This is a genomic window from Paramylibacter ulvae (assembly GCF_014652655.1).
Lineage (GTDB): Bacteria > Pseudomonadota > Alphaproteobacteria > Rhodobacterales > Rhodobacteraceae > Amylibacter > Amylibacter ulvae.
Genome location: NZ_BMZF01000001.1, coordinates 339,251 through 352,902 on the forward strand (window position 1 = coordinate 339,251; position 13,652 = coordinate 352,902).

The 13,652-nt window shown below is 48.6% G+C and carries 13 protein-coding genes; 2 read left to right on the forward strand and 11 right to left on the reverse strand.

All coding sequences use genetic code 11. The features are described from left to right. Positions 1-9: 9 nt before the first annotated feature. From ligA to IE094_RS01700, 3 genes are all read right to left on the reverse strand, one after another. The gene (gene ligA, locus IE094_RS01690; RefSeq protein WP_189638834.1) at positions 10-2,136 is read right to left on the reverse strand and encodes an NAD-dependent DNA ligase LigA; all 2,127 of its coding nucleotides are present in this window, start codon (positions 2,134-2,136) and stop codon (positions 10-12) included. Positions 2,137-2,215: 79 nt separating this feature from the next. Beyond that, on the reverse strand, positions 2,216-2,929 hold the full coding sequence (ctrA, locus tag IE094_RS01695) for a response regulator transcription factor CtrA (RefSeq protein ID WP_189638835.1): 714 nt from the start codon (positions 2,927-2,929) through the stop codon (positions 2,216-2,218). A 111-nt stretch (positions 2,930-3,040) separates the two neighbouring features. Next, positions 3,041-3,316, reverse strand: coding sequence for a DUF1153 domain-containing protein (locus IE094_RS01700; protein WP_189638836.1), 276 nt, complete (start codon positions 3,314-3,316; stop codon positions 3,041-3,043). Between the two features lie 115 nt (positions 3,317-3,431). Between IE094_RS01700 and mnmA the strand changes: the two genes are divergently transcribed. Then, a complete protein-coding gene (gene mnmA, locus IE094_RS01705) occupies positions 3,432-4,571 on the forward strand; it encodes a tRNA 2-thiouridine(34) synthase MnmA (RefSeq protein WP_189638837.1) in 1,140 nt (379 codons plus the stop codon). A gap of 1 nt (position 4,572) precedes the next feature. Here the strand turns inward: mnmA and IE094_RS01710 are convergent, their stop codons facing one another. Beyond that, on the reverse strand, positions 4,573-5,562 hold the full coding sequence (locus tag IE094_RS01710; protein ID WP_189638838.1) for a M23 family metallopeptidase: 990 nt from the start codon (positions 5,560-5,562) through the stop codon (positions 4,573-4,575). 80 nt (positions 5,563-5,642) lie between these two features. Here IE094_RS01710 and IE094_RS01715 point away from each other — a divergent pair, with 80 nt between their 5' ends. Continuing rightward, positions 5,643-7,016 (forward strand): M20/M25/M40 family metallo-hydrolase, encoded by a 1,374-nt coding sequence (locus IE094_RS01715; RefSeq protein WP_189638839.1) that lies wholly within the window; start codon positions 5,643-5,645, stop codon positions 7,014-7,016. A 52-nt stretch (positions 7,017-7,068) separates the two neighbouring features. On the opposite strand, the gene IE094_RS01720 is transcribed toward IE094_RS01715, so the two are convergent. From IE094_RS01720 to bamA, 7 genes are all read right to left on the reverse strand, one after another. Next, positions 7,069-7,344, reverse strand: coding sequence for a hypothetical protein (locus tag IE094_RS01720; protein ID WP_189638840.1), 276 nt, complete (start codon positions 7,342-7,344; stop codon positions 7,069-7,071). After that, positions 7,345-8,523, reverse strand: a complete 1,179-nt coding sequence (lpxB, locus tag IE094_RS01725; RefSeq protein ID WP_189638841.1) for a lipid-A-disaccharide synthase — start codon at positions 8,521-8,523, stop codon at positions 7,345-7,347. Beyond that, positions 8,516-9,421 carry an LpxI family protein gene (locus IE094_RS01730; RefSeq protein ID WP_189638842.1) on the reverse strand — a complete coding sequence of 302 codons (906 nt, stop codon included), beginning with the start codon at positions 9,419-9,421 and terminating at the stop codon, positions 8,516-8,518. Before IE094_RS01730 ends, lpxB begins: the two co-directional genes overlap by 8 nt. Beyond that, on the reverse strand, positions 9,366-10,169 hold the full coding sequence (lpxA, locus tag IE094_RS01735; RefSeq protein WP_189638843.1) for an acyl-ACP--UDP-N-acetylglucosamine O-acyltransferase: 804 nt from the start codon (positions 10,167-10,169) through the stop codon (positions 9,366-9,368). The genes IE094_RS01730 and lpxA overlap by 56 nt, the downstream gene beginning before the upstream one ends. 5 nt (positions 10,170-10,174) lie before the next feature. Then, the gene (gene fabZ, locus IE094_RS01740; protein ID WP_189638844.1) at positions 10,175-10,651 is read right to left on the reverse strand and encodes a 3-hydroxyacyl-ACP dehydratase FabZ; all 477 of its coding nucleotides are present in this window, start codon (positions 10,649-10,651) and stop codon (positions 10,175-10,177) included. A 70-nt stretch (positions 10,652-10,721) separates the two neighbouring features. Next, a complete protein-coding gene (locus IE094_RS01745) occupies positions 10,722-11,270 on the reverse strand; it encodes an OmpH/Skp family outer membrane protein (RefSeq protein WP_189638845.1) in 549 nt (182 codons plus the stop codon). Beyond that, a complete protein-coding gene (bamA, locus tag IE094_RS01750; protein WP_189638846.1) occupies positions 11,270-13,630 on the reverse strand; it encodes an outer membrane protein assembly factor BamA in 2,361 nt (786 codons plus the stop codon). Before bamA ends, IE094_RS01745 begins: the two co-directional genes overlap by 1 nt. Between the last annotated feature and the right edge of the window lie 22 nt (positions 13,631-13,652).

Sequence of the window (13,652 nt, forward strand, 5' to 3'; positions counted from 1 at the left end):
GTAATATGATCAGGTTGCGTTTATTAGGGCAAGCCAGCTTTCCTCATCCATAATCTGCACCCCCAATTCTTGCGCTTTTTTTGCCTTGGATCCTGCACCCGGGCCTGCGATGACGATATCGGTGTTTTTCGACACGGAACCGGAAACCTTTGCACCCAAACTTTCTGCGCGTGCCTTTGCCTCGGCACGGGTCATTAATTCCAAACTGCCGGTAAAAACAACCGTTTTACCAGCGACAGGGCTGTTGGAATTGTCTTGTACGACGGCATCTTGGATATCCAGTTCAGCAACCAAATCATTGATGATTTTGCGCTGGTCTGGGGAATGAAATTGATCAACGATTGCGCGTGCCATAACATCGCCCACCCCATCAATCGATAACAGATTATCCCATGCATCGCCTTGATAATCTTGGATCGTGTCAATCGCCTGTGTTAACGCCCCCCAAGACCCATATTGCTTAGCAAGCAGGCTCGCGCTGCTGTCACCAACATGGCGAATTCCAAGTGCAAAGATCAATTTATTCAGCGCTACAACGCGTTTTTCATTGATCGCAGCAAACAGATTTTCGCTGGATTTTGCCCCCCAGCCCTCGCGGTTTTTAAGCTTACCGAATTGGGCATTATCGCGCGCTTCTAGCGTAAAAATATCCGCAAATGTTCGGATCGGAAGCGTTTCATCGTTGTAAAATGCTTCGATTTGTTTGTTTCCTAGACCTTCGATATCAAATGCACCGCGTGAAACGAAATGTTTCAAACCCTCAACCGCTTGCGCGGGGCAAATCAATCCACCGGTGCAACGGATCGTGCTGTCGCCCTCCTCGCGAATGGCGGGGCTTTGACATTCTGGGCAATGTGTCGGGAAAACATATGGAACACTATCTGTGGGGCGTTTTGATAAATCCACGTCGCGAATTTTTGGGATCACGTCTCCCGCGCGATAAACTTCGACCCAATCGCCAACGCGAATATCACGACCATCGCGAATTGCGTTTCCTTTGGAATCTTTGCCCGCGATGTAGTCAGGATTGTGCAAGGTTGCGTTTGAAACAACGACACCGCCAACGGTGACAGGGGTTAATCGCGCGACAGGTGACAATGCGCCAGTGCGCCCAACCTGAATTTCGATAGCCTCCAGATGAGTATGGGCAATTTCAGCAGGGAATTTATGTGCAATAGCCCAACGTGGATTGGTTGAACGAAACCCAAGGCGTGATTGCAACGCTAGGTCGTCAACTTTGTAAACCACCCCATCAATATCGTAACCAAGATCAGGGCGTAGTTCTTCGATACGATTGTAATGTGCGATCATTTCAGCGGGGCTGTCACAGCATTTCATCAAGTCATTTGTTTGAAATCCAAATTCACGCATGCGCGCCACCGATTGTGATTGCGTTGTGCCAAGCGGCGCGGACAGTTCGCCCCAAGCATATGCGAAAAACCGCAACGGGCGGGCGGCGGTAATGTTTGAATTCAATTGGCGCAACGAACCCGCCGCAGCATTGCGCGGATTCGCAAAGGTTTTTGCGTTGGCTTTTTCCTGTACCTTATTCAAGGCCATAAAATCGCTATGGCTCATATATACCTCGCCGCGAATTTCGACAATTTCAGGTGCATTTTGTATTTGTTTTGGAATGTCATTGATAACCTGTGCATTCGCGGTCACATTTTCGCCGATTGCACCGTCGCCACGCGTTGCTGCATGAACCAGATTCCCGCGTTCATAACGCAACGATAAAGACAGACCATCAATTTTTGGCTCTGCCGTGTAATACAGAGACTCCCCCCCAGTCATTCCCAAATATTTACGGATACGTTCATCGAACTCAGCGACATCATCATCAGAAAACGCATTTCCCAATGACAACATGCGTATTGAATGTTCGATTTTTGTGAATTTTTCAGAGATTGGCGCGCCAACCTTTTCCGTTGGGCTATCCTCCCGTTTCAGATCGGGAAATTGGATTTCAATCGCCAAATTGCGCTGTTTAAGGTGATCATATTCCCCATCGCTGATCGTTGGCGCATCATCACGGTGGTAATCTTGGTTGGCACGTTTTAATTTTTCGGAAAGCTGTTCCAGCTCAGCAATTGCCTGGTCACGCGTAAGATTTTCAACGGGAATTTCGGTTGTCATTACATCGCTTTCTACGCAGGAAATTATGCGCAGAAATTACGTTGATTCAGACCATGCGTCCAGTGAAATTAGCGCGGAATTATGCGCTGGCAATCATCGGTGCATCCACTTGGGTTTCACGCGGATCGCGCAATACATACCCTCGCCCCCAGACCGTTTCGATGTAATTTGCACCATTTGTGGCCTCTGATAATTTTTTACGCAGCTTACAAATGAAAACATCGATAATTTTCAATTCGGGTTCGTCCATGCCGCCATACAGGTGGTTCAAAAACATCTCTTTGGTTAATGTTGTTCCCTTGCGCAGCGACAGCAATTCCAACATTTGATATTCTTTGCCCGTCAAATGTACCGGTTCACCATGCACATCAACAGTTTTCGCATCCAAATTTACCGTCAGATCACCGGTTTCAATTTTGGATTGCGCGTGACCTTTTGATCGGCGCACAATTGCGTGGATACGTGCAACCAATTCTTCGCGGTGGATTGGTTTGGTGAGATAATCATCGGCCCCTGAACCAAAACCTTTTACCTTGTCGTCGGCAGCATCGTTGCCAGACAGGATCAAAATGGGCGTATTCACCTTGGCAACCCGCAATTGGCGCAAAACTTCGTGACCGTTCATATCGGGCAGATTAATATCAAGTAAAATGATATCGTAATCATACAGCTTGGCCAGATCGATGCCCTCTTCCCCCATATCGGTCGCATAAATGTTAAAATTCGCGTGGGTTAACATCAATTCGATGCTTTTCGATGTAGCGGGATCGTCTTCTACCAAAAGTATGCGCATTCGTATTTCTCCAAGTCCTAGTTACCCAATTTCACACAACATCCGAAAAAATGGTTAATCATTGGTTACTCAACTTAAAGATTATTAACAATATTGTGAACATACAACCCGTTATTGGCGATATTCCTTCAATGCAGTCGCCCGTAACGCGACCGAACCATCCTTTTCTGACAATAATATCCATGATTCCAGCTCTTCGTCTGATAATCCGTATATATCGCAGGCTTCATCTTCCGTAATCAGGCCATGAACAACTGCTTGAACGATCACCAATTTCAATCGCGCGACCCAGCGTTTTATATCTTTTGCTGGAAGATCGGAACGATTAAGTTTACTGCCATCGGGCAATGACACCTCTATCGGGCCAGTTTCTTTTTTCACATACATAGACACTTCCTTGTTACCGCATGGTCTTTTTTGCAGTGCAAGGTTAAGCAGGCGTGAAACTGAACCTTGTTAGTGTCTAAGGTTTTATTATATTGCTGCGTATTAGGAGGCCGTGATGGCGCTAGATACACCACAAAAACTAAATTCCATGGGCTTTGCCAAAGACCCAGCAGATACACGTGTGCTCGTCGCTATGTCGGGTGGCGTGGATAGTTCGGTTGTGGCAGCGCAGCTAAAATCAGAAGGCTATGACGTGGTTGGTGTCACCTTACAATTATACGATCACGGTGCAGCATTGGCCAAAAAAGGTGCCTGTTGTGCGGGGCGCGATATTCACGATGCGCGCCGCGTGGCCGAGGAAATGGATTTCCCGCATTACGTTTTGGATTACGAAAATAAATTCAAAGACGCGGTAATTGATGAATTTGCAGACAGCTATTTGGCTGGTGCAACGCCTGTGCCCTGTATCCGCTGTAACGAGCGCGTAAAATTTCGCGACCTGTTGGAAACGGCCAAGGATTTGGATGCCGATTGCATGGCAACGGGACATTATATCCAACGCTTTATGGGTGATCAAAAAGCGGAATTGCACAAGGCCGCCGATGGCGATCGCGATCAAAGCTATTTCCTATTTTCCACAACGCAGGATCAATTGGATTATCTACGCTTTCCGCTGGGGCATTTAAAATCCAAGGCCGAAACGCGTGAATTAGCGAAAAAATTCGGCCTGCCCGTGGCGGATAAACCTGACAGCCAAGATATTTGTTTCGTACCAAACGGATCATATGCCGCCGTTATCGAAAAGCTGCGCCCAGAGGCCGCCAGCCCTGGTGAAATCGTGCATCTGGATGGATCTGTTTTGGGCGAACACAAGGGCATTATCAACTACACCGTGGGTCAGCGCCGTGGTTTGGGGATTGGTGGGCGTGAACCATTATATGTGGTAAAACTCGACGCCGATAAACGCCATGTGATTGTCGGGCCAAAATCGGCACTCGCGACCACGACATTCCCAATCCGCGAGGTTAATTGGTTGGGTGATGAACCCTTTGATGCCGTCACCGAACGCACGGTCGCGGTACGTGTGCGATCAACGCGTGCGCCGCGTGATGCAATCATTCGCCCAACGGGGCCGACCACCGCAACCGTTGAATTGATTGCCGCCGAAGAAGGTGTCGCACCTGGCCAAGCATGTGTATTTTACGATGCCGATGGAACACGCATTTTTGGTGGTGGCTGGATTTATCGCGAATAGGTTACGGAATTTTCGCGGTGATGGTTTCGGTTTCAATAACGTCACCATCGCGCAGGATTGAAAATTCGGCAATATAATCCCCCGATGGCCAGCCGCCATCGGGTTTCTTTTTCCCAGCAAAGCGTAAGTATCGCGATTTGGCACGATCAAGTGGATCTGTTTTGGTATTGGCAATCACGCCATTCGGGCCACGAAATGCGATGTGAAACACATCCCCTGCCCGCATGTTGATTGCGCTTGCGAATGCGACCAATGCGGGCGTTTCTGATTGTGGTGAAAATTCTGCAAATCGCGCCTGTTGGATATCATCAATCTTGATGGCGCTGGGCGCAAAGCCCATGGAAAATATCTGGGTGATTTGTGGATCATAGGCATCCAGAAACGCACCATCCCAAATAGTATTGTTGCGGTCAAATGCACAGCTATCATCGTCGACGATGGAAAATGGATCAATCACGCGGCGTGCTTTGCGCATGGTTATGTGCAGATGTGGAAATTGCGTATTGCCCGATGCGCCCACCATGCCCAAGACATCGCCCGCCTTGACCATATCTTTGTTTTCCACGGTCACACTGTTCAATCGCATATGGCAATATTGCGATTGATAACCGTTGGCGTGTTGAATCACCAATCCATTGCCGCATTCGCGCCCCTTGATCGCGGCCTTTTGTTCAGGTGTTGTCCATAGTTGATCCGCCATATCATCGCGAAGTGCTACGATCTGACCATCGGCCACAGCCAAGACGGGCACACCGCGTTTCATTGCGGCCAAATCCTTGATCCGAAAATCCGTACCCTTGTGCCCATCATATGTGGCATGGCCACAGGTAAAATCACGTGCGTTGTCCGTATCATCATGATCCATGAATTGTTGCACAAAACAATCCTGACCCAAACTGCAATCAAGCGGGAATTGCAATGCAATATCATTGGCATAGCTAACATTCGCAATTGTGATCAACAGCGCCGATATCATTGAAACTATTTTCATTTTGGTCTTTTCATTTTGATCCACAGGGTGTGTTATGCCCATAATCCAGTTTAACGGTTTTATCCAGAAAGGCCAAAAAAATGTCTTTGGACAAAGTTCTTGCGCATGTTGATGCCGATCAAGACAACGCCCTCGCCCGCTTAATCGAATTGCTTAAAATTGAAAGCATTTCGACCGATCCAGCCTATGCCGCTGAATGTAATCGCGCCGCAGATTGGTTGGTGGATGATTTGAAATCCATTGGGTTTGACGCAAGCAAACGCGAAACACCTAGGCATCCGATGGTGATTGCACATAATGATGCAACCGATGGAACGCATGTGATGTTCTATGGCCATTATGATGTGCAACCCGTTGATCCGTTGGAGCTGTGGGAAAACCCACCCTTTGATGCGCGCGTTGAAGATACCCCAAACGGCAAAGTCATACGTGGGCGCGGATCATCGGATGACAAAGGCCAGTTGATGACATTTGTCGAAGCCTGTCGCGCTTGGAAGGAAGTAACAGGATCTTTGCCAACAAATGTATCGATCTTTTTCGAGGGCGAAGAAGAAAGCGGTTCACCATCATTGGTGCCATTCATGAAGGAAAACGCGGCCGAGTTGAAATCCGATGTGGCGTTGATTTGTGACACGGGCATGGTGGAACCCAACACACCATCCATCGTGACCATGTTGCGTGGTTTGGTTGGTGAACAAATCACCATCAAGGGCCCAAGCAAAGATTTGCATTCAGGCATGTATGGCGGCCCATCAATCAACCCAATTCGCGTGTTAACCCAGGCACTTGGCGCGTTGCATGATGACAATGGGCGTGTGACCTTGGAAGGGTTTTATGACGGCGTACCAGAATTGCCCGCACAGATCGCCGAACAATGGAAAAACCTTGATTTTGACGAGGCACGTTTTTTGGGTGATGTTGGATTATCCAAACCCGCTGGCGAAAATGGGCGCAGCGTTCTGGAAATGTTATGGTCACGCCCAACAGCCGAGGTAAACGGCATTTGGGGCGGCTACACCGGCGAAGGTTTCAAAACCGTTCTCCCAGCCGAAGCAAGTGCCAAGGTGAGCTTTCGTCTGGTTGGCCAACAAGACCCTGTAAAGGTGCGCGACGCATTTCGCGCGCATGTCGAAAGCTTCCTGCCCGAAGATTGCAGCGTTGAATTTCACGGGCATGGCAATTCAGGTGCGTCGGGCATGGCGATCGATCACCCTGCATTTGAACAGGCACGCGGTGCATTATCCGATGAATGGGACAATGAAGGCGTGTTTGTTGGTTGTGGTGGTTCCATTCCAATCGCAGGTCATTTTCAGAAAATTATTGGCACTGAATCCATGTTAATTGGATTTGCGCAAGACGATGACAGCATTCATTCGCCTAACGAAAAATATGACTTGCGATCATTTCACAAAGGTATTCGCAGCTGGGTTCGTATTTTGGCGGCGTTGAACTAAATCTAATCGCGCTGCAATTGGTGGCGCGGTTGAAATAGAGATGGTGTGGCGGCTAGAGATTGCGCCGCCCCATCCGACCGCCACGGCGGCCTTTTGTTGGCGATTTTTCCAAACCCTCTTTGATCACCGTCATCATCGGATGATCGGGATATTGATCGCCATATTCGGTAATAAATTGCCCAAGTTGATCTTTCATTTCACCAGATGGAGCAAACATGGCCCAATCAAGGAAGATCACGCGGCATTCCTCTACCGTTATGTTTTCGATTCGAAAAGATTCATAGATCATTCCACGCGGATCAATATCGAGATTACCCTTAAATACCATTTATTTGCCCAGCTTATTAAGAACCGAACGCGCCGCTGCCAGCTTCATGTCATGGTCGTCACGCCCTAACGCCTTCATAGTGTTTTTTAAGGCGGATTCCTGTGCGCTTAGTGCCGTTTTATCATTCAAAAGCGCCAAAAGTGCAGGTGTTATGTGATCTGGCGTACAATTTTCGAACAGAAATTCGGGTATGACACGGCTTTGCGTTACAATATTAATCAGGTTTGCCGTATCAATCTGAGCCAATTTTTTAACCATGCGTGTAGTTGCCCAGTTAGCACGATATGCGACCACCATTGGGCAATTTTGCGCAGCTAATTCAAGCGCAACCGTGCCAGATGTTGCAAGCGCGACATCGCTGATTGCATAGGCTGCGTTTTTGCGCATTTCCGTGGCCTGCGCATCTGGTTGGGGCAGCAATAGTTTCACTGGCAACGCCCATTTTGCCACCGCGCGTTGCACCTGTTTGGCCACGGGGCGCGCCACAGGTAGCAAAAAATTCGCATCCGAGTGTTTGGCAAAAATATTATTCGCCACCTGATGGAATATCGGCATCATGCGTTTGATTTCACCCGCACGAGACCCCGGCAATAATGTGATAACGGGGCCATCAAGACCCAATTGTTGTTTCATCGCGCCAAGTTCCGCGGCATCCAACGGTGGTTCGAATGCCGCGGGATGCCCAACAAAATCACAGGTCATTCCCGCGTCTGTCATATATGGCGGTTCAAACGGTAATAATGCGAGCACGTGATCAACATATTGCGCCATCTTTTGTGCGCGTTCTGGACGCCATGCCCAAACCGATGGTGCGACGTAATGGATAACGGGAATATCGGGGTATGTTTCCTTGATCTTTGCGACAACGCGGAAACAAAAATCAGGACTGTCGATTGTGATGATCGCGTCGGGTTTTTGTGCGATAGCCGCACGCGCAGTTGTTTTAACGCGCGACAATAGTTTTGGAATTTTTGGCAGGATTTCGACCAACCCCATAACCGACAAATCAGACATGTCAAACAAGCTGGGCAAACCATTGGCGATCATCTGATCGCCGCCAACGCCGCGATATTGGATTTGACCATCGTATAACGTGTTCAATCCTTGCATCAAGGCACCGCCAAGTTTATCGCCAGATGCCTCGCCCGCGATAATGAACAGGTTTAGCGAATTATTCATCTGCGCCCTGTATCCACAAAAACAGGTTTAGCTCATCGGCCATTTTGACCGTTTCGCGCAAATCAATGATCAGCGCACCACCATCGGGGACAACCACCCCGTTAAGCCCTGCATGATGTGCGGTGCGTATCGTGTCGGTTCCGATCGCGGGGAAATCAATGCGGCGATCTTGGTTGGGTTTAGGCGCTTTGTATAGCACACCTGCATCGGCGTTATGGCGATATGGGGCGGCGGTTTGGTATACAAATTCAAGCATCGCATCCGTGCCTTGGATTGTTTCCAGCGCCAAACATATTCCGTTGGCGACAACACAGCCCTGCCCAACATCAACAAGGCCAAGCTGTTTTACAACATCACGCGCGCGTTTAGCATCCGCACGGTCAATATCGGTTGGCTGTCGTTTGGTTGGAATGCCCAGTTTGGCCACAAGGTTCTCCAAAACGGTGTCTGCGCCGATAATTTCAAAACCTTCTTCGTGAAACACCGACGCAATCGTGCGCAATGTTTCATCATCACCAGCGCCAAGTGATTTCAACAATCGTGGCGCGAGTTTGGTGAATTTCCAATCATATTTCAACGGGTTAAGGCTTGGCCGTGACATGGCACCCGCGAAAACAACACGATCACACCCAGCGTTGCGAATGGTATCAAATAACGCACCGGCCTTTTCAAATTGGGCCGTTTCAAACGGGTGATCAACAGCCCACTTTAACGCTGCATTCCCAAAACCAATCACCAGATACGGTTCATTGCGACGCGCGCATTCTTCGGCCAGCAATTTTGGTAAATCGCCGCGCCCTGCGATAATTGCAAGCCCGTGTTGTTGCGCGGCCACCATCAAATCACCCGTAATTAACGGTAGAGATTGATCGGCTGGATTCCGAAAGGATAAAATCAACAACCTCTTTGACCCAAGGGTTATCTGTTTCGCTCTGCATCACAGCGGCGCGTTCTTTTAAGCTGCCCCCTTGGGCGAATAATTCTTTGAATGCTGCACGCAGGCCAGCAATTTCAGCGCGGCTTACACCACGACGCTTAAGACCCGTTAGGTTCAAACCATGCAAATCCGCGCGATCGCCCATGACTGTGCCAAACGGAATAACATCCGCGACCACAGCGGCCAAGCCGCCAATCATCGCCCCGCGCCCGACACGACAGAATTGATGCACACCAGCAAGTGCGCCGATCACAACATTATCCTCGATAATACAATGCCCGCCAAGGGACGCATTATTCGCCAAAATCACGTTGTTACCGACGATGCAGTCATGCCCAACATGGACCGACATCATATATAGCCCGTCGTTACCGACCTTGGTCAATCCACCGCCGCCAATTGTGCCAGGGTTCATCGTAACATGTTCGCGAATGCGATTGCGTTCACCGATTTCCAATTTCGTACGTTCACCGCCGAATTTAAGATCCTGTGGGATATGCCCAATCGATGCGAATGGGAAAATCACCGTACCCTCGCCCACATCCGTCCAGCCTTCGACGACGACATGTGATTTCAATTCAACGTCCTTGGCCAATGTAACCTCTGCGCCGATCACACAAAACGGGCCGATGGTTACGTTCGCACCAATGGTTGCGCCATCCGCGATGACAGCGCTGGGGTGGATATTCGCGCTGGGGTCGATTGCCATAATTGTTAAGCCTCTTCTGGGGGGACCATCATAGCCTGAAACTCGGCTTCGGCCACGACTTTGCCATCAACCTTGCCTTCGCCATAAAATTTCCACAGCTTACCGCGCCCGCGCACCACTTTGACATGCAATTCCAATTGATCGGGTGGTGATACCACATGACGGAATTTGCATTTATCAATGGTCAGAAAATAGACCAACATATCATTGTCGATCATATCCAGCGTTTTCACCACCAAAACCGCAGCAGTTTGCGCCATCGCCTCGACAATCGTGACCCCAGGCATCACGGGACGTTCGGGAAAATGACCCTGAAAATGGGGTTCATTCATGGTCACGTTTTTGATCCCAACGGCACTTTCACCCAGTTTCATATCACGCACAGCATCAATCAACAAAAATGGATAGCGATGTGGAATCATCCGTTTGATGTCTTGAATATCTGCGTGATACAATTCGCCATCTGTTTGATTTTCGGCCATGAATTTGTCCCTTTATATTTTCTTTATCCTGCCTAACAACTCTGTCGTTCGTGTTCAAGCAAGTGGTCGTCTATTGTTCGAGTTCTTGGTCAATGCGCGCGATTGCCTGATCCGTGATATCGCCGTTTGGCTGTCCCATCAAAATCGCGCTGCTGTCCAAGATGAAAACGATCCCCGAATCCACCATCAATTGTTGCAATATTGGCGTGGCTTTGGTGTTGAATGTTTGGCGTGCTGTGTCCAATGTTGTTCGAATATTGGCAAATTTTTGATCCTGTTCAGCGCGAATTTGTTTCACACGACGATCAAATTCTGCTGCCTTTTGTTTAAAAATCTCGGGCAGTTCTGTTTTGCGCAACTCTGCCAGTGATTTTTCTTCGGCGGTTAATTTTGCTTCTATTTCACGGTTTTCAAGGCTCAGCGCGCGCGATACCGTTTCAATTTCTTGCAAAATCTGTTTGCCAAAATTTGATTCAGAAAACAGGCGTTCTTGGTCGATTGATGCAACTGTTGGCTCTCTGAAAACAGGATAGGTTTGCGAAATTGCGGGATATACAAAACCCGCAATGCCAATTTCAAACGCCAAAAACCCAGATGCAATCAGCCGCGCAACACCCATTAGAACCGCGTATCAACCGTAAATCGGAAGGTTTCTGTTTCGTCATACGCTTGTTTTTTCAATGGCTTGGCAAAATTGAAACGCAATGGTCCAATCGCGGTGTCCCAGAAAATGGAAAAGCCAACCGCCGAACGAATGATGGCGCTGTCATCTTCGCCGTTAAGATCAACGCCAAATGTATCGTCAATTCCCCACACGGAACCAACATCATAAAACACACCGCCATAAATTCCGTATTCTTCTGGCAAACCAATTGGGAAACTGGCCTCTAGTCGCGCAACGGCATAGGTGTTACCACCAACTGGATCACCTGTGGATGCATCCCGTGGGCCAATTCCGTAATCTTCGAACCCGCGCAACTGATCCCCGCCCAAGAAATAGCGGTTGGTGATGCGTGAACCACGATCGATATTGTGCAAATATCCGCCTTCCAATTCCGCAGTCACAACAACATTATCGTTAAAAAATGAGCGGAACATTTTGAAATTTGCCGATGTTTTAGAAAAACTTACATCGCCACCAAGCCCTGCAAATTCTTGATCAAACGACAATGTATAACCCGATGTGGGGGATATAATTGAATCACGTTTATCAATTTTATACCCAAACCCGATCGAGCTGGTCATTACCGTGCCATCGGCAACATCCGCCAAGGTAATAGCAGAAGCGTCCTCATAGAGCGGCACTGCATCCGTTGAATCATCCGTTTCTTGGCGTAACACTTCAGATCGGGCCAATTTGTAATAAATCGTAAAACGCCCATCTTCACCCGTTGGGAATGACACGCGCGGGGAAAATTGGATGGTTTCAAAATCGACAGGTAGATATGACGATGACGTGGTGCGCCCGCTTAGATCAAACCCAACTGCCAAATCGCGATCCAAAAATTGCGGTTCGGTAAAGGCAAGTTGGAAATCCTTTGCCTCGCCCGATGTGGAAATACCAAAACGTACGTTTTGCCCGCGGCCCAAAAAATTGCGCTGCGAGATTTCCACATTACCAACGGGACCATTGGATGAATTATAGCCAACACCAAACCCAAGTGAACCTGTGGTTTTTTCTTTGACGTTCACATCAATGACCGCGCGCCCTGCCGCAGAACCTTCGCGTGCTTCGACGTTTACTTCTTCGAAATAGTCCAAGGCGCGAACACGATCGGCGGCCTGTTGAATGGCACGTTGGTTAAATGCATCGCCTTCGGCCACCTTGAATTCGCGCCGAATAACCTTGTCCAATGTGATCGCATTACCTTCAATATCGATGCGTTCAATGAATGCGCGTTGGCCACGTTCCAAACTGATTTCAATATCAAGCGTGCGTGCATCGTCGTTACGGCTAATAATTGGTCGCGCAACCAAGAATGGGTAATTTAAACTGTTCGCACGAATTTCAATATTATCCACCAAATCGTTCAGTTTACGTGGATCATAACGCCGCCCGTTTTTGATTTTTTGCAGGTTTTCAAATTCAGCTGCGTCAACATCAGGCTCGTTGCTCACGATTGTAACATCGCCATAGGTGTATTGTTGGCCTTCACGGACATTGAAGGTTACACCAAAACTATCTTGTGAACGGGTTAAATCGCTGGATGCTGCCAGAACTTCAAAATCGATATAACCGTTATTGAGATAAAATTCAGAGAGTTTTTGTTTATCAAATTCGATACGGTCAGCCACAAATGTATCGCGTTTTGATAACGCGCGGAAAATGCCAGCGCGTTTGGATTCAATCACGCTGCGCAATCGACGATCAGAAAAGTTGCGATTGCCAACAAAGCTCACGCTTTCGATTTCGGAAATGCTTCCCTCTACCACTTGAAACACCAGATCAACTCGGTTTTGCGAACGCTTGATAACCTTGGGCGTGATTTGCGTGGCAACACGCCCAGATGCGGCATAAGCCTCGGCGATTTTTTGAGTATCGGATTCTGCGCGGGTTGGCGAAAATGTTTGGCGCGACGTTGATTCAATCAAACCAAGCAAAACTTCGTCTTTCAGACGTCTATTGCCCTCAACGCTCACCCGGTTGATGGTTGGGTTTTCAAGCACATTGATCACAAGGTTGGAACCCTGCACATCGATATCGACGGCCTCAAAGAAACCCGTTTGGAACAACCGCTGCACAGCAGAGTTAATCTTGGCTGGAGATGTCACAACCCCCAATTCGACCGCGGCGATTGATAAAATCGTGCTGGATGCGATGCGTGCGTTGCCGCGCACCTCTACCGATTGGTATGAAATTGATTGCGCTTGTGCCACGTGGGGCTGTGAAACCAGCCCTGTTGTTGCCGATAATACGCCAACAAACGTAAGTTGCGCGGCCATACGCCCAGCGGCGCTCAATCGTTTGGTACTGCTCATCGTCGTCCCCAGTATACTTTTT